At 70.8% G+C, this 17881-nt stretch carries 9 protein-coding genes and 1 pseudogene; 8 read left to right on the forward strand and 2 right to left on the reverse strand.

Translation table 11 applies throughout. From position 1 onward, the window contains the following. Window positions 1-43 precede the first annotated feature (43 nt). The 5 genes and pseudogenes from HDC93_RS14805 to HDC93_RS14825 all read left to right on the forward strand — a co-directional run. Window positions 44-2614, forward strand: a pseudogene (locus HDC93_RS14805) (SpoIIE family protein phosphatase); the annotation flags it as partial. Between the two features lie 677 nt (window positions 2615-3291). Continuing rightward, a complete protein-coding gene (locus HDC93_RS14810; protein ID WP_185010938.1) occupies window positions 3292-4374 on the forward strand; it encodes a sugar ABC transporter substrate-binding protein in 1083 nt (360 codons plus the stop codon). Window positions 4375-4388: 14 nt separating this feature from the next. Next, a complete protein-coding gene (locus HDC93_RS14815) occupies window positions 4389-5168 on the forward strand; it encodes an ATP-binding cassette domain-containing protein (protein WP_185010940.1) in 780 nt (259 codons plus the stop codon). Continuing rightward, window positions 5165-6463, forward strand: a complete 1299-nt coding sequence (locus tag HDC93_RS14820) for a sugar ABC transporter permease (protein WP_185010942.1) — start codon at window positions 5165-5167, stop codon at window positions 6461-6463. The genes HDC93_RS14815 and HDC93_RS14820 overlap by 4 nt, the downstream gene beginning before the upstream one ends. Window positions 6464-6549: 86 nt before the next feature. After that, a complete protein-coding gene (locus tag HDC93_RS14825) occupies window positions 6550-7905 on the forward strand; it encodes a sugar ABC transporter substrate-binding protein (RefSeq protein WP_185010944.1) in 1356 nt (451 codons plus the stop codon). Between the two features lie 98 nt (window positions 7906-8003). On the opposite strand, the gene acnA is transcribed toward HDC93_RS14825, so the two are convergent. Continuing rightward, window positions 8004-10721, reverse strand: a complete 2718-nt coding sequence (acnA, locus tag HDC93_RS14830; RefSeq protein ID WP_185010946.1) for an aconitate hydratase AcnA — start codon at window positions 10719-10721, stop codon at window positions 8004-8006. Window positions 10722-10984: 263 nt separating this feature from the next. Between acnA and HDC93_RS14835 the strand changes: the two genes are divergently transcribed. The 3 genes from HDC93_RS14835 to HDC93_RS14845 all read left to right on the forward strand — a co-directional run bounded on the left by HDC93_RS14835 (window position 10985) and on the right by HDC93_RS14845 (window position 13955). Continuing rightward, complete coding sequence (locus tag HDC93_RS14835; RefSeq protein ID WP_033308449.1) at window positions 10985-11185, forward strand: DUF4236 domain-containing protein; 201 nt, start codon at window positions 10985-10987, stop codon at window positions 11183-11185. An 84-nt stretch (window positions 11186-11269) separates the two neighbouring features. Beyond that, on the forward strand, window positions 11270-12799 hold the full coding sequence (locus HDC93_RS14840; RefSeq protein WP_185010948.1) for a UDP-N-acetylglucosamine 1-carboxyvinyltransferase: 1530 nt from the start codon (window positions 11270-11272) through the stop codon (window positions 12797-12799). 190 nt (window positions 12800-12989) lie between these two features. Continuing rightward, on the forward strand, window positions 12990-13955 hold the full coding sequence (locus HDC93_RS14845) for an alpha/beta fold hydrolase (protein ID WP_185010950.1): 966 nt from the start codon (window positions 12990-12992) through the stop codon (window positions 13953-13955). Here the strand turns inward: HDC93_RS14845 and fxsT are convergent. Next, the gene (fxsT, locus tag HDC93_RS14850; RefSeq protein ID WP_185010952.1) at window positions 13925-17854 is read right to left on the reverse strand and encodes an FxSxx-COOH system tetratricopeptide repeat protein; all 3930 of its coding nucleotides are present in this window, start codon (window positions 17852-17854) and stop codon (window positions 13925-13927) included. The two genes, HDC93_RS14845 and fxsT, sit on opposite strands and share 31 nt — an antisense overlap. Window positions 17855-17881: the final 27 nt, after the last annotated feature.

The raw sequence follows: 17881 nt of genomic DNA on the forward strand, positions 1-17881 counted from the left end.
CACCTGCCGGTGGCTGCGGCATGGACGGGAGGTGGATGCGGACATGCCCCATCACGGCGATGCCCGGGCCGCGGTCCCCGGTCTTCGGGCGCCGGGGAACGGGGGTACCGATCCGCCTCGTCCCGCTCCGGAGACGGCCGCGCGAGCGCGGCTGCTGGCGTTCGCCGGGGTGACGCTGGCGGCGGTCTACGTGCGCAGTGAGGACGGCGCGGAGCTCTGCCTGGTGGAGTCGGCCGGGGCCGAGTCCGAGCAGCGGTACCAGTTGCCGGGGCGGGTGGCGGTCTCGGATTCCGCGGGAGCACCGGGCACGCGGCCGAGCGCCTCTCCCGGGGCGGACTCCCCTGCCGCTCCGCAGGGCGCTCCCACCTCGGCGCCGTCGGGCCCGACCGGGTTTGGGGGCGGTTGTCCGGCCGTCGTCGAGGCGTTTCTCCGCGGGCGGGCCGTGTGGCTCGCGGGTGTGGTGCTTCCCGGGCGAGAGGAGACCGCGGCCGCAGCCGTCCCGCTGGGAGCGCTGCCGCTGGGGGCCGCGGGCGGGTGGCTGGGCTGTCTCGTCGTGGTGGGAGAGGCCGCGGAAGGGTTCGGCACCGAACAGCGGGAGTTCCTGGAGCGGTACGCCGAAGCCGTCGCCGAGCGGCTGCGCGGCGAGGCCGACCGGTCGGCGCCCGCACCGCTGCTGGATTCGGCCCTGCGCGCCTTGGGGGTCGGCTCCTTCGCCCTGTCGCCCGGCACCGGTCTGGTCGAGACGGATCCGGCCCTCCTCGAACTCGTCGGCATCCCCGAGGGCGGTTTCGACGGCAAGACCGACACCCTGCTCTCCTGCAGCGTCCCGGAGGACGTCCCCGCGCTGATGTCGGTGATCGAGCCGTCCGCGCAGACCCCGGGCCGCCGTGAGCTGGAGTTCCGTATCCGCCGGCCGACCGGGGAACTGTGCTGGCTGCGGCTGAACTGCCGCGTGCTGAAGAGGCCCGACGGCACCCCGGAGCGGGTGCTGGGCGTGGTGAGCGCGGCTCCGGTGCTGCGCCGCAGCGCCAGTGACGTCGCCCGGATCCAGTGGCTGACGGCCGCGCTCGACGACGCCACGACCGTGCGGGACGTCAGCCGCGTGGTGGTCGCCGCGCTGCGCGAGCCGCTGGGTGCCGACCGGGTGGCGCTCGCCGAACTGCTGGAGGACCGGCTGGCGGTCACCATGCTCGATCCGCCGAGTGCCGGTGCCTGGCCGGAGCTGTGGCGGCGCGAGTGGCGCTCGGAGTGGCCCGACGCGCCGGTCACCGCCCTGCCCACGCTCCAGGCGGCGCTGCGGGACGGGCGGATGAGCCTGTGGCCGGAGGGTTCCGTGCTGGAACCCGGGCTCGCGGGGATCGGCCCCGGCGGTCTCGCGGTGCTGCCGCTGCCGGCCAAGAGCGGGGTGGCCGGGGTGTGCCTGGTCGGCTGGGACACCCCTCACGAGTTCGCCCCCGAGGAGCGGGCCCTGCTGACCGCGACCGCGGGACTCGTCGGGCAGGCCCTGAAGCGCGCGCACGCCTACGACGCCGAGCAGGAACTCGCGACGATGCTCCAGCGCAGCCTGCTGCCGCGCCGGCTCCCCCGGCTGCCCGGGGGCACCGCGGTGGCCCGCTATCTGCCGGCCCGGCGCGGGCTCCAGGTGGGCGGCGACTGGTACGACGTGATCGCGTTGTCGGAGAGCAAGGTGGCCCTGGTCATCGGGGATGTGCAGGGGCACAGCGCCGGCGCCGCGACGATCATGGGCCAGATGCGTACGGCGGTCAGGGCCTACGCCGTCGAGGGGCATCCGCCGGACGTGGTCGTCGCGCACGCCAACCGGCTGCTCGTCGGCATGGAGACGGACCTGTTCGCCACCTGCTGCTACGTCGAGCTCGACATGGAGGAGGGCAACGCGCTGTTCGTAAGGGCCGGGCACCTGGCCCCGCTCGTACGGCATCCCGACGGCAGCACCGCGGAGATCGCCGTCGAGGGCGGGCTCCCCCTGGGTGTCCTGGCGGACGCGGAGTTCCCGCTGACGGCACTGGCGCTCGCCCCGGGCTCGGTGCTCGCGCTGGTGACGGACGGTCTGGTCGAGTCGGCGGACCTCCAGGTGGACGAGGGCATGCGGCTCGTCCGTCTGGCGCTCGCCGCGGCCGATCCCGCCGACCCCGGGCGGATGGCCGACGCGCTGCTCGGCGAGGACGGGCGCCGTGAGGACGACGTGGCGATCCTGCTGCTGCGCTACGACGGGATGCGGGTACGGCCGGTGCGGGCGGGCTGGGTGGTGTGGCGGCTGCCGGACGCGGTGATGCACGCCCGCAGGTTCAGTGCGCGCACGCTGCGTTCGTGGGGCATCGCGGAGGAGGCCGACACCGTCCTGCTGGTGGTGTCGGAGCTGGTCACCAACGCGCTGGTGCACACGCAGGGCGCGGTCCGGGTGGAGCTGACCCTGGCGGCGGACCGGCTGCGGGTGACCGTGAGCGACTCCTCGCCCCGGGCGCCGGCCAAGCCGGTGGTCGTGGACTGGGAGTCGACGGGCGGCCGGGGACTCTTCCTGGTCGAGGCGGTGTCGGCGGCCTGGGGGTCGGTGCCGGTGGGCGGCGGCAAGCAGGTGTGGAGCGAGATCGTCGTCACCCGCTCGGAACGGGAGACGGAGGACGGCGAGGAGCCGGACGAGGTGCCCGAGCCGGAGGAGGATCCGGAGGAGGAGCGTAGGCCGGGCCGCGGCTGGGGCCTGGGCCGCGACCGGAACTGGGGGCTGGGCCGGAACCGGGACCGCCGCAGGGCCCGCGCCCAGGGCCGGCACCGTGACGACGACCGGGCGGCGGAGCGCGACGGCGGGTCAGCGGCTCACCACGACGACGACCACGCAACGGACCACGACGGCGGATCAGCTGCCGACCACGCCGACGACCGCGCAACCGACCACGACAGCAGCTCAGCGGCTCACCACGACGACGACCACGCAACCGACCACGACGGCGGGTCAGCGGCTCACCACGACGACGACCACGCAACCGACCACGACAGCAGCTCAGCGGCTCACCACGACGACGACCACGCAACCGACCACGACAGCAGCTCAGCGGCTCACCACGACGACGACCACGCAACGGACCGCGACGGCGACCGCGAGCGAGCGCCGGGCCGCACCGGCGAGCGGGAGGCAGGTCGTACCGGCGAGCGGGAGGCAGGCCGCAGGGGCGAGCAGGCCGTGGGGCTCGACCGGGCCATGGAGCACATCGGCGACGGCGCCGCGGACCCTCCCCCGTCCTCGCGCCGGGCCCGGTCCCACGAGGGAGGTCCCTGATGCGTGGCGTCGGCCTGCGCGGCGTCGCCGGGCTGCTGGCGGTCCTCCTGGCCGTCTCCCTCGCCGGGTGTACCGACAGCGGCGGGGAGGGCGAGGGCGAGCTGGTCATCGGGCTGCTGCTGCCGAGCCGGGCCGTGCCCCGCTGGGAGAAGTCCGACAAGCCGCTGATCGAGAAGCGGGTGAAGGAGCTGTGCGCCGACTGCACGGTCGTGTACGCCAACGCCGAGAACGACGCGGCGAGCCAGCGGCAGCAGATGACCTCCATGATCACCCGGGGGGTCTCGGTCCTGATGCTGGACGTCGTCGACCCCAAGGCCCTGCGCTCCTCGGTCCGCGCGGCACACCACGAGGGCATCCCGGTCGTCGCCTACGACCGGCTCGCCGAAGGGCCGATCTCGGGCTTCGTCAGTTTCGACGGCGCCCAGGTCGGCAGGCTCCAGGGCCAGGCGCTCCTGGAGGGCATGGGCGCCAGGGCCGACGGCGGCGGAGTCGTCATGATGAACGGCGACCCCTCCAGCCCCAACACCGCCTGGTACGAGGACGGGGCCCGGTCCGTCCTCCAGGACGAGGTGCGGATCCTGAAGTCGTACAACACCCTGGGGTGGCGCACGGAGAACGCGCACGACCACATGTCCGCCGCGATCAGCGACCTCGGCCCGAGCCGGATCGACGGGGTGCTCGCGGCCAACGACTCGATCGCGGCCGGTGTCGTCTCGGCCCTCAAGAGCGACCGTGTCTCGCCCCTGCCCCCGGTCACCGGGCAGGACGCCGACCTCGACGCCGTACAGCGCATCGTCAAGGGCGAGCAGTACATGACCGTCTACAAGCCGTTCCGGCTGGAGGCCGAGGCGGCCGCCGCGATGGCCGTCGCCCTGGCGCGCGGCAACGACATCGACGCCCTGGTCACGACGAAGGTGGACAGCCCCACGACCGAGGACGTCCCGGCGATCCTGCTCACCCCGACCGCCGTGACGCGCGAGACGATCGGCCGGACGCTCGTGCGGGACGGCGTCTACACGATCGACCAGATCTGCACCCCGAAGCTCCGCGCGGCCTGCGACCGGGCCGGGCTCACCCGGTGAGCGAGGTGGTCCCCGTGGCCCGTCCCCCCGTACTGGCGTTGCGCGGCATCACCAAGCGCTTCGGCGGCGTCCAGGCGCTCGTGGACGTCGACCTCCAGGTCCGGGCCGGGGAGGTCGTGGCCCTGGCGGGCGACAACGGGGCCGGCAAGTCCACGCTGGTCAAGGTGATCTCCGGGGTCAGCCCCGCCGACCGGGGCATCATCGAGTGGGAGGGGCGCCTGGTGCAGATCAAGCGCCCGCACGACGCCCACGCCCTGGGCATCGCGACCGTCTACCAGGACCTCGCCATGTGCGACAACCTGGACGTCGTCGGCAACCTCTTCCTCGGCCGCGAGATCGACCGGGTGGGCGTCCTCGACGAGGTCGAGATGGAGCGCCGGGCCCGCGATCTGATGCGTGCCCTGTCGATCCGCATCCCCGACGTGCGGATGCCGGTGGCCGCGCTGTCGGCCGGGCAGCGGCAGGCCGTGGCGATCTCCCGCTCGCTGATGGGCGCTCCCAAGGTGCTGCTGCTCGACGAGCCGACCGCCGCCCTGGGCGTGGAGCAGACCAGTCATCTGCTCGACCTGATCGAGGGCGTGCGCGACCGCGGGATGGCGATCATCCTCATCAGCCACAACATGGGCGACATCAAGGCCGTCGCCGACCGCGTCGCGGTGCTGCGGCTGGGCCGCAACAACGGTCTGTTCGACGTGAGCACCGTGACCCAGGAGCAGATCATCTCCTCGGTCACCGGGGCGGCGGACAACGCCGTGGCCCACCGTTCGAAGGGCGACGAGGAGGCGTGGCCGTGAGCCGCGGCGGGCCGCACGGGGACGGCGGGCCGGCCGGGCCCGGCAGTGCCGGGCCGGTCACCACCGGCCGCGAGCGAGGCGCCGCCCGCGGCTGGCAGGACAGCGTGCGGGAGTACGTACGGGACCTGCGCGGTGGTGTGCGCGACGGCGAGCGGGGGCCGCTGCTGGTCATCTCCGGGCTGATCGTGATCTGGATCGTCTTCCAGGGGCTGGACGACAAGTTCCTCTCGCCGCGCAACCTGTCCAACCTCAGCGTGGACATCGTCGGGACCGGGCTGGTCGCCGTCGGCATCGTGTTCGTGCTGCTGATCCGGGAGATCGATCTGTCGGTCGGCTCGGTCAGCGGCCTGGCGGGGGCGGCGTTCGCCGTGCTGAACGTGAACCACGGGGTGCCGGAGTGGCTGGCGGTGATCGTGGCGGTGGCCGCGGGCACGGCGGTGGGCGCCTTCCACGGGTTCTTCCACGCCTGGCTCGGCGTGCCCGCCTTCGTGGTGACGCTGGCAGGGCTGCTGATCTGGAACGGTCTGACGCTCTACCTGCTGGGGGCGAGCGGCACGATCAACATCGACGAGGAGGGCCTGGTCGCCTCACTGACCAGCCGGCACTTCGCCAACGACGTGGCGGCGTACGCGGTCGCGGCGCTCGGCACAGGCGGGTACTTCCTGGCCGCCCGCCGCCGGCTGAGCCGCCACCGGGCGACCGGGATGCCCTACCGGCCCGGGGGCGAGATCTGGTTGCGCACCGGGCTCCTCGCGGTGGTGGCCTTCGCCGGGGCCCACACCCTCAACCGGTTTCAGGGACTGCCGCTCGCGCTGCTGATCTTCCTGGTGGTCCTGGTCGTCTCGGACTACGTGCTGCGCCGCACCCGCTACGGGCGGCGGGTGTACGCGCTCGGCGGCGGGGTCGAGGCGGCGCGGCGGGCCGGCATCGGGGTGGAGCGGGTGCGGGTCGCCATGTTCATGGTGTCGGGGACGCTGGCCGCGTTCGGCGGGCTGTTCGTGGCGTCGGGGCTGACCTCGGCGAGCCCCACGACGGCGCGTGCCGCCGGTTCGGGGATGCTGCTGATCAACGCGATCGCGGCGGCCGTCATCGGCGGGACGAGTCTGTTCGGCGGGCGGGGCTCGCCCTGGTCGGTGCTGCTCGGTGTGGTGGTCATCCAGTCGATCGCCTCGGGCATGGGGCTGCTGGGGGTGCAGGACGCCGTGCAGTTCATGATCACCGGCGGGGTGCTGCTGGCCGCCGTGGCGGCGGACGCGCTGTCCCGGCGCGCTCAGGCCAGACGCGGCCGGCCTTGAGCACAGGCATGCCGGAAACCCACTTGTTAATCCGCTTCTTACGAAATGTCTAACAAATGGCAAAGGTGGGTAGGGGCCGAAATGTCATGAAACGCAGCCGCCTCACCCAGGCGGCCGTGGCCCTCACGGCCGCCGCCGGTCTGGTCCTCGCCGGGTGCGGCGACGCCGATCTGTCCGGCGGCGAGGAGCAGGCCGACCTCCGTGTGCTCGCGACGGACGTGCCGCAGATCCAGACCCTCAAGAAGCTCACCAAGAAGCACTTCACGGCGGAGACCGGAATCACCGTCGACTACACGATGCTGCCGGAGAACGAGGCGCGGGAGAAGATGAACCGCGAGTTCGCGACCCAGGCCGGCACCTACGACGTGGCGAGCGTCAGCGCGTACGAGGTGCCGATTTACGCGGACAACGGCTGGCTCGCCCCGCTGGACCCCTACGTGAAGGCCGACCCGGACTTCGACCAGGACGACGTCTTCCCGAACCTGGCGTCCTCGCTGACCGGGGAGGACGGCAAGCTCTACGCCGAACCCTTCTACGGCGAGGGCTCCTTCCTGATGTACCGCAAGGACCTCTTCCGCAAGGACGGGCTGACCATGCCGCCGGACCCGACCTGGGAGCAGGTCGCCGACCTCGCGGCCCGGGTCGACGGCTCCGAGAGCGCGAGCGGCATCTGCCTGCGCGGCCTGCCCGGCTGGGGCCAGAACCTCGCCCCGATCAACACGGTCGTCAACACCTTCGGCGGCGCCTGGTACGACATGGACTGGAACGCCCGCCTGACCTCACCGGAGTTCAAGAAGGCCGTCGGGTTCTACGTCGACCTGCTCCGCACCCACGGCCAGCCCGGCGCCGAGCGGATGGGCGTGCTGGAGATCCTGGACCGCTTCGTCGAGGGCAAGTGCGCCATGATGTACGACGCCACGTCGCTGGCCTCGTCGATCGAGGCCGACAGTTCCTCGGTCAAGGGCAAGGTGGGCTACGTCCCGGCCCCGCACGACAGGACCGACAAGGCCGGCTGGCTGTGGACCTGGGCCTGGGGCGTCCAGCAGGCCTCCGAGAACAAGGACGCCGCCTGGGAGTTCATCTCCTGGGCCTCCTCCAAGGAGTTCCAGGAGCTGGTCGGCCAGGAGGTGGGCTGGACCTCGGCGCCCGCCGGTAACCGCATGTCGCTCTACGAGAATCCCGAGTACCAGCAGGCCGCCAGTGCCTGGTACCGGCAGGAGTTCACGGCGGCGACGGAATCCGCCGACCCGAAGAACCCGGGCGTCGGCCCCCGCCCCTACGACGGCATCGGCTTCCTGGGCATCCCCGAGTTCGCCGTGCTGGGGACGGCGGTCTCCGAGCAGATCGCCGCGGCCATCGCCGGGCAGCAGTCGGTGGACGCGGCCCTGGACAAGTCCCAGGACCTGGCCCAGGCCGCGGCGGCGAAGTACCGGGGCGGGTGACCCGCCCGCGCCGTGAGAGGGCGCGGGCCGCGTGAACGGCGCGGGCCGCGCCCCCGGTCACCCGGGAACGCGGCCCTCGAACTGCCCTGGCGGTCCGCCTACTTGCGGATCAGGCTGCGCAGCACGTACTGCATGATGCCGCCGTTGCGGTAGTAGTCCGCCTCGCCGGGGGTGTCGATGCGGACGACCGCGTCGAACTCGACGCCGGTGTCGGTGGTGACCTTCACCGTGCGGGGGGTGGTGCCGTTGTTGAGCTCCTCGACGCCGGTGAAGTCGAAGGTCTCCTCACCGGTGAGGCCGAGGGACGCGGCCGACTGGCCCTCCGGGAACTGGAGCGGGAGCACGCCCATGCCGATGAGGTTCGAGCGGTGGATGCGCTCGTAGGACTCGGCGATGACGGCCTTGACGCCGAGGAGCGCGGTGCCCTTGGCGGCCCAGTCGCGGGACGATCCGGAGCCGTACTCCTTGCCGGCCAGGACGACCAGCGGGATGCCGGCGGCCTGGTAGTTCTGCGAGGCGTCGTAGATGAACGACACCGGCGCGTCGGCCTGGGTGAAGTCGCGGGTGTAGCCGCCCTCGGTGCCCGGCGCGATCTGGTTGCGCAGGCGGATGTTGGCGAACGTGCCGCGGATCATGACCTCGTGGTTGCCTCGGCGCGAGCCGTAGGAGTTGAAGTCACGACGCTCCACACCGTGCTCGGTGAGGTACTTGCCGGCCGGGGTGTCGGCCTTGATGGCGCCGGCCGGGGAGATGTGGTCGGTGGTGACCGAGTCGCCCAGCTTGGCGAGCACGCGGGCGCCGGAGATGTTCTCCACCGGGGCCGGCTCGTGGGCCATGCCCTCGAAGTACGGGGGCTTGCGGACGTAGGTGGACTCGGCGTCCCACTCGAAGGTGTTGCCGGTCGGGATCGGAAGGGCCTGCCACTGGGCGTCGCCCGCGAAGACGTCGCTGTAGGACTTGGCGAACATGTCCTCGCCGATGGCGTTGGCGACGACGTCGTTCACCTCGGCCTCGGAGGGCCAGATGTCCTTCAGGAAGACCGGGTTGCCGTCCTGGTCGGCGCCCAGGGCGTCCCGGGTGATGTCGACCTTCATGGAGCCGGCGAGCGCGTAGGCCACGACCAGCGGCGGGGACGCCAGGTAGTTCATCTTGACGTCGGGGTTGATACGGCCCTCGAAGTTCCGGTTGCCGGAGAGGACCGAGGTGACCGCGAGGTCGTGGTCGTTGACGGCCTTGGAGACCTCCTCCGGCAGCGGGCCGGAGTTGCCGATGCAGGTGGTGCAGCCGTAGCCGACGAGGTTGAAGCCGACCTTGTCGAGGTAGGGGGTCAGGCCCGCCTTCTCGAAGTAGTCGGTGACGACCTTGGAGCCCGGGGCGAGGGTGGTCTTGACCCACGGCTTGCGGGTCAGGCCCTTCTCCACCGCCTTCTTGGCCACCAGCGCGGCGGCGACCATGACGTACGGGTTGGAGGTGTTGGTGCAGGAGGTGATGGCCGCGACCGTGACCGCGCCGTGGTCGATCTCGTACGACGTGCCGTCGGGGGCGGTCACGGTGACCGGGTTGGACGGAGCGCCGTTCGGCGCGACGGCCGGGGCGTCGGAGGCCGGGAAGGACTCCTGGCCGGCCTCGTCCACGGTGTCGACGTAGTTGCGTACGTCCGCCTTGAACTGCTCGGCCGCGTTCGCGAGGACGATGCGGTCCTGCGGGCGCTTCGGACCGGCGATGGACGGGACGACCGTCGCCAGGTCGAGCTCGAGCTTCTCGGAGAAGTCGGGCTCGGCGGCCGGGTCGAGCCAGAGGCCCTGCTCCTTGGCGTAGGCCTCGACCAGCGCGAGCTGCTGCTCGCTGCGGCCGGTGAGCCGCATGTACTTGATGGTCTCGTCGTCGATCGGGAAGATCGCGGCGGTGGAGCCGAACTCCGGCGACATGTTGCCGATGGTGGCGCGGTTGGCCAGCGAGGTGGCGGCGACGCCCTCGCCGTAGAACTCGACGAACTTGCCGACGACGCCGTGCTTGCGCAGCATCTCGGTGATCGTGAGGACGAGGTCGGTGGCGGTGGTGCCGGCCTGGAGCTCACCGGTCAGCTTGAAACCGACGACGCGCGGGATGAGCATGGAGACCGGCTGGCCGAGCATGGCGGCCTCGGCCTCGATGCCGCCGACGCCCCAGCCGAGCACGCCGAGGCCGTTGACCATGGTGGTGTGCGAGTCGGTGCCGACCAGGGTGTCCGGGTAGGCCTTGCCGTCGCGGACCATCACGACACGGGCCAGGTGCTCGATGTTCACCTGGTGGACGATGCCGGTGCCGGGCGGGACGACCTTGAACTCGTCGAAGGCGGTCTGGCCCCAGCGCAGGAACTGGTAGCGCTCCTTGTTGCGGCCGTACTCCAGGTCGACGTTCTGCTTGAAGGCGTCGTTCGTGCCGAACTTGTCGGCGATGACGGAGTGGTCGATGACCAGCTCGGCCGGCGCCAGCGGGTTGATCTTCGCCGGGTCGCCGCCCAGCTCCTTGACGGCCTCACGCATGGTCGCGAGGTCCACGACACAGGGAACGCCGGTGAAGTCCTGCATGATCACGCGGGCCGGCGTGAACTGGATCTCCTGGCTGGGCCGGGCCTGCGAGTCCCATCCCCCGAGGGCACGGATGTGGTCGGCGGTGATGTTCGCGCCGTCCTCCGTGCGGAGCAGGTTCTCCAGCAGGACCTTGAGGCTGTAGGGCAGGCGGGCCGAGCCCTCCACCTTGTCCAGCCGGAAGATCTCGTACGACTCGTCGCCCACCTGCAGCGTGCTGCGGGCGTCGAAGCTGTTCGCCGACACGACAGTCTCCTTCATTGATGTGCGCGTACCACCACGATCCTGCCGCCACGGCATCTTGGCCGATCCGCTAAGGTAAGGCTAACTTAGGTAACCCTTACCAGGGTGGCGACTGGAGTGCTCTCTCGGCAGATATCTCGATGTCGAGATAACTCTAGTACACGAGCGCCGGATGGTCATGCCCCGGCGCCCACCCTGCGGTCATGCGCGCCCATTTCCCGGGTATCCGAACCGGGTACCCACGCACGACCGAGGAGGAGACAGGCATGCCGCTCACGTTCCGCAAGAGTTTCCGGATCCTTCCGGGGGTGCGCCTGAACATCAACAAACGCTCCTGGTCCATCACCACCGGCGGCGGAAAGAACGGCCCCCGCTACACCCGCAGCAGCACAGGACGTCGCACGACATCGATGGATCTGCCCGGACCCTTCGGATGGCGGCGCACGACGAAGGCGCGTCGGCACTGAGCCCTCCGGGCGCGCTTGACGTCCCGTCACCCGTTCAGACCCCCCGGTCGGGTGACATCTCATATCTGAGATAACCTCAGTCCCATGGCAGACGACTACCTCGTACGCATCGGCAAGCTCATCCGTGACGCCCGGCAGCACCGGGGCTGGACTCAGTCGCAGCTGGCGGAGGCGCTCGGCACCAGCCAGAGCGCCGTCAACCGGATCGAGCGCGGCAACCAGAACATCAGCCTTGAGATGATCGCGCGCATCGGGGAAGCCCTCGACAGCGAGATCGTGTCCCTCGGCTACGCCGGTCCGATGCATCTGCGGGTGGTCGGCGGGCGCCGGCTGTCGGGTGCCATCGACGTGAAGACGAGCAAGAACGCGTGCGTGGCACTGCTGTGCGCCTCACTGCTCAACGAGGGGCGCACGGTGCTGCGCCGCGTCGCCCGCATCGAGGAGGTGTACCGCCTCCTCGAGGTGCTGGGCTCCATCGGTGTGCGCACCCGGTGGATCAACGACGGTGTCGACCTGGAGATCGTGCCGCCGGCCGAGCTCGACCTCGAGGCGATCGACGCGGACGCGGCCCGCCGCACCCGCTCCATCATCATGTTCCTCGGCCCGCTGCTGCACCGCATGGACGCGTTCAAGCTGCCGTACGCGGGCGGCTGCGACCTCGGTACGCGCACGATCGAGCCGCACATGATCGCGCTGCGCCGGTTCGGTCTGGACATCGCCGCCACCGAGGGCCAGTACCACGCCCAGGTGGACCGCGCGGTGAGCCCGGACCGCCCGATCGTCCTGACCGAGCGCGGCGACACGGTGACCGAGAACGCGCTGCTCGCGGCCGCCCGGCACGACGGCATCACCGTCATCCGCAACGCCTCCTCCAACTACATGGTCCAGGACCTCTGCTTCTTCCTCGAGGCGCTCGGCGTCAAGGTCGACGGCATCGGCACCACCACCCTCACCGTGCACGGCGTGCCCACCATCGACGTCGACGTGGACTACTCCCCCTCCGAGGACCCCGTCGAGGCGATGAGCCTGGTCGCGGCGGCCGTGGTCACCGAGTCGGAGCTGACGGTACGCCGGGTGCCGATCGAGTTCCTGGAGATCGAGCTGGCGGTCCTGGAGGAGATGGGCCTCGACCACGACCGCACACCCGAGTACTTCGCCGACAACGGCCGCACCCGACTGGTGGACCTCACCGTTAGGCCCTCCAAGCTGGAGGCGCCGATCGACAAGATCCACCCCATGCCGTTCCCCGGCCTGAACATCGACAACGTCCCGTTCTTCGCCGCCATCGCGGCGGTCGCCCAGGGCCAGTCCCTCATCCACGACTGGGTCTACGACAACCGCGCCATCTACCTGACCGACCTGAACCGCCTCGGCGGCCGGCTCCAGCTCCTCGACCCCCACCGCGTCCTGGTCGAGGGCCCGACCCGCTGGCGCGCCGCCGAGATGATGTGCCCGCCGGCGCTTCGCCCGGCGGTGGTCGTCCTGCTGGCGATGATGGCGGCCGAGGGCACGTCGGTGCTGCGCAACGTGTACGTCATCAACCGGGGTTACGAGGAGCTGGCGGAGCGGCTGAACTCGGTGGGGGCGCAGATCGAGACGTTCCGGGACATCTGAGGCCGCCCCGGGGCAAGCCTTCGTCGAGCCGGGCATATCCGGGCGCGGCCCGGACGCTGCGGTGACACGCACGCCCGTCCCTCGTTGTGCCTCTTCGGCACGGAGCCGAAAGCGATGGTGTCGGCTGGACGAGTGGGTCAAGTTCCGGCAGCTTGGGACCTGGCCTGTGGGTTGGGAGAGGGGATACATCGTGCGGGACCTGGCGTCGACGCTGGACCACGTCCGGACGGCGGACGGGAGGCGACTGCGGGTCGAGTGCTCCGGGGACCCGCGGGGGCGACCCGTGTTCCTGCTCCACGGCACTCCCGGCAGCCGGGTCGGCCCCAGACCACGCCCCATGTACCTGTATCAGCGCGGAGTTCTACTGATCAGCTACGACCGTCCCGGATACGGAGGGTCCGACCGCAAGCCCGGCCGCCGTGTCGTGGATGTCGTGCAGGACGTGACCGCTGTGGCCGACGCCCTGGGCATGGACCGCTTCGCGGTCGTCGGCCGCTCCGGCGGCGCCCCGCACGCCCTGGCCTGCGCGGCCCGGCTGCCGCACCGGGTGACCCGTGCGGCAGCCCTCGTCACCCTCGCCCCCCGGGACGCGAAGGGCCTCGACTGGTTCGCCGGGATGGCCCCTTCCAACATCGACGAGTACAGCACGGCGCTCACCGATCCCGAGGAGTTCGAGGCCCGGCTCATCCCCCGCACCGACTCCATCCGCTCCGACCCCGCGCGGCTGCTGGAGGAACTGCGCGCGGAGATGACCGACGACGACCGGAAGATCATCTCCGACAACGGCGTCCGCTCGATGTTGCTGCGCAACTACTGTGAGGCGCTGCGCAGTTCGCCGTACGGCTGGATCGACGACTCGTTCGCCCTGACCGAACCCTGGGGATTCGACCCGACCTGTATCCAGGTGCCCGTCCTGCTGTGGCACGGTGCCCGCGACGCCTTCTCACCGGTGGCCCACTCGTCTTGGCTCGCGGAGCGCATCCCACGGGCCACGTCCGTGATCGAGCCGTCCGCGGCCCACTTCGGAGCCCTGCGCGTGCTGCCGGACGTGCTGAGATGGTCGCTCATCGACGCCTCGCCGAGCGAGGCGCTCCCGTTCCAGGAGGGCCGGCCCACCGGGGCGCGCTACACGGCCAGCGGTTCCAGGTCGCGGTAGAGACGTCGTTCGTGCCGCACGGAACGCATGTTCATGACCTCGTCGCCGAGCAGTCGCCTCAACTCGCCGAGGCTCTCCTCGCGCAGGCGGTCCGCCTCGGGGCTGCCCAGTGAGCTCAGCGTCAGTGCCGAGTTGGCGACCGCGGTCAGGGTGTCCGGGTGCTGCCGCCCCAGCACCGCGCCGAGGCCGGAGGCGGCCTTGCTCTCCAGGTCGTACGCCTCTTCGAAACGGCCCTGGTCGGCGAGCACGTTGGCGAAGTTGAGGCCGGAGATCAGCGTGTGCGGGTGATCCTTGCCCAGCATGTCCTTCAGGCGCGGCAGGACCCGCCGGAACACCTCTTCGGCCTCTGCCAGGTCCCCACAGCCCCAGTGGAAGATACCGAGGTTGTTGAGGGCGCCCTGGGTGTAGGGATGGGCCTCGCCCGGGACCTTCATGTACCCGGCCAGCGCTTGGCGGGCGACCTCCCGGGCCTGCTCCTTCTCGTCGGCGGCGTACAGGTCCGAGGCGAGGTTCAGGTCGCAGGCCAGCCAGTCCGGATTCGGCGACGAGTACTGCTCGCGGTACCTCGCCAGGGTCGCGGTCGTCAGCCGCAGCGCGTCCTCCACCCGTCCCACTCTGCGCAGTGAAACGGCGAGCGACTTGGCACAGCTGAGGGTGGAGGGGAAGTGCTCGCCCAGGATGCGCTTGTGGTCCTCGTAAACGCGGGAAAGGATCTCCACGGCCTCGTCGTAGCGGCCGATCTCCCGCAGGTCGCGGCCGAGGCTGGAGGCCGAGCCGAGGGTGTAGGGGTGTGTGGGGCCGAGAACGACCAAGCGGCGGTCGTAGACGTCCTGGTCCACGGCGCGGGCGTCGTCGTAGCGGCCGACCATGCGCAGCGCGAGTGCGAGGTTGTTGGCCGCGCTGAGGGTCCGCTGGTGCGACTCGTGGAAGATGTCGCGGAATCCCCGGTGCGCGGCCTCGGCCAGCTCCACGGCCGAGCGGTACTCGCCGAGTGCGGCCAGGTCGCTCGCCAGGCTGGACGCGGTGATGTAGGTGTGCGGATGGTTGGAGCCCAGGACCTCGCGCTGCCGCTCCAGCAGTTCCTCGTCGATCTTGCGGGCTTCCAGGTAGCGCCCCTGCGAGCGGAGCACGTTGGCGAGCTGACAGCGCAGGTAGAGGCATTGCATGTCGTTCTCACCGAGGCGCTCGATCCAGCGCTCCAGCACTTCCTCCGCAAGCTGGCGGGCGCTCGGCAGGTCACCGCGCTTCCACAGGTACCGCACCCGGTCGATGAGCAGTCGCCGGGGTTCGGGTTCTGAGCAGTCCTGGATGCCCGAGGCCAGCAGGTGTGACCAAATGGAGTCGAAGAGCGGCCAGGTCGACGGGTCGTCGGTGGGCTCGTCCCCGTCGGGCCGGGCGCTGGCGAGAACGGTGTGCACCACGTGCCGCGCCTCTTCCCGTTCCGCCTCCGAAAGCTGTGAGCGGATGACGGCCTGGACCAGCCGGTGGACCTGGATGCTGCCGCTGCTCTGGTCGACCTTGGCCAGGGCGAAACGCCCGATCTCGCGGATCACCCGGCCCAGGAGCAGACTCTCCTGCAGCGAGGGGTCCCACTCCCGCAGAGCGTCCAGCATCTCCTTGTTGTAGAGCACGCGCACGGAGATCGGTTCCGGCGCCATGAAGGCGCACAGTTGGAGGAGCCGTACCGACGCCGGTGACCGTTCTTTGAGGCGGGCGATGGAGATGTTCCAGGTGGCGGCCACCGGCTGCGGGTAGTCCTTGGGGTGGTTGAGACCCAGCACAGCGGTGGTCTGTTCGGTCAGTTGCCGCAGGTACTCGTCGGTGGGCGTGGCTGTCTCCGCGAGCCAGGCGGCGGCCTGTTCGACGGCCAGCGGCAGGTCGCCCACGGCGTCGGCCACCCGGTCCGCCTCGTCGACGGTCAGGCCGGGGGCCTGCCGGGTGAGGTGCTCGATGCTCTCCTCACGTGGGAACACGTCGACGGACAGGGACGCGCCCTGCTGTGCCCACGCCTGGTTCCGGGAAGTGACCAGGATGTGCCCGCCGCCGGCCGGGAAGTATCGCTTGAGCGTCTCGGGGTCGTCCGCGTTGTCGAAGACGAGCAGCCAGCGGGTGGTCGGCGCACCGGATGCCAGCATCTGCACCACCTCGGCGCTGGCCAGTGCCATGTCGTCGCCTCCGGAGGCACCGATCCTCGAACCGAGTTCGGCGAGGGAGGCGATGATGGCGTCCTTGTGCTCCGCGGAGATCCACCACACCAGGTCGTAGTCGGCGACGAAGCGGTGCACGTACTCCAGGACGATCTGGGTCTTGCCCACGCCGCCGAGACCGAAGAGCGTCTGCGGCTGGGGCAGCACCACGGAGATGCCTTCGCCAAGCTGCGAGCGCAACTGTTCGAGCACTGCGGCCCGGCCCGTGAAGAGGGTGTTGCGGCTCGGGGCGTTGAAGATCCTCGGCCAGTTGCCCGGGAATCGAGGGCTCGCCGTACCGGTGGGCACCAGATCGGTCGTCAGGTTCAGCGCCTTGAAGACCCTCTGGACGCACTCGGCCTCATCCGCCCGGTGGAGGTCCACCGAGGTGTACTCCACGTCGGCGCCGGGCATCTGCGCACGGTCCAGTCGCAGGCGTGTCACCTGGAGAGCCGGCAGGCCCGGAGCGGAGTCGGTCAGGGCCCGCCACGCGGCCCGTCCGTGTCTGGCCTGCAGGAAGGCGTCCGACGTGAGGATCAGCGCGCGCGTGGCCGGGTCCGGGCGCTCCGGAACGCGGATGGCCACGTCGTGCAGCGTCACCCGCGAGCAGTACGGCTTGAGGGTCCCCTCCAGCCACTCGGCCCACATGCGGTCCTCGCCCGTGAACACCACGAAGACGTCCGCGGCCAGGGTCGTCGGCCTGCGCCGCGTGTAGGCGGCCAGACAGCGCTGCCGTACCGGTTCGGGGATCGGCGGCAGCCGGGTCACCTCTCCGTCGGAGATGACCTCCGTGAGGCGCTCGAAGGCGGACAGCAGTGAGCTCGACACCCCGCTCTGGTCGCCGATGGCCGCGAGCAACTCCTCGTAGGCGTAGTACGGGCGGTACGGGATCTCGACGGCGCCCCAGTACTCGTTCAGCTGCGCCGGGTCCAGCGGTTCGCCGTCCTTCCCCTTGGGCAATCCGTCGAATTTGAGCCGGGCCAGCGCCCGTCCGGCGTCGGCCTTCTCCTTCTCGCCCTCGTCGACCCGCATCGGCACGGGGAGCACCCGGATGCGCCGGTCGCGGTAGTCGGCCTCGACGGTCCGGGCCACGGCGGCACCGCCGTCCAGCGCCTGGTCGCTGAGCGTGAAGCAGTCGACGAGGACGTCGGGCATCTGGATGGTGCAGATGTCCGCGCTGTCCGACAGACCGGTGCGGCTGTCGATGAGGACGTAGTCGTACGACGCCTTCATGTCCTCGCGCAGGGCGTCCAGGAAGATGCCGCCGCCGAGTCGGTCGTAGAAGTTGTCCCATTCGAAGGAGGAGACGGTGGCCGAGTACGCGCGGTTCTGCTGACCGGCGGACAGGAAGTCGAGCGAGCCTCCGTCGGAGAACGACAGTCCGAGGGCTTTCGGATTGAGGGAGACCGCGTGCCGGCCGGCGCGTGCGTACTGCCGGTGCCAAGTGCCGGAACGGTGGCTCCCGCTGGTCGCCGCCCACGAGTACTCGCTGATCATGTCGATCACGCCGGGTGTGGCCTCGAGTGTGCTGGGGTCGAGGAACGGATGGAAGAAGCGGTGCAGTCCGGGGGCTTCGAGGTCCCAGTCGACGGCCAGCACACGCGCGCCGTTGGCGGCGAGGATCCACGCCGTGTTCGCCAAGGCCATGGTGCGGCCCGTACCGCCCTTGTAAGAGTAGAACGTGATGATACGTCCACTCCGGCGCGCCATCATGCTTTTCCTCCGTTGTCGACCCCTGGT

It is taken from the genome of Streptomyces sp. AK010 (genome assembly GCF_014207295.1).
In the GTDB taxonomy this organism is placed as follows: Bacteria; Actinomycetota; Actinomycetes; order Streptomycetales; family Streptomycetaceae; genus Streptomyces; species Streptomyces massasporeus.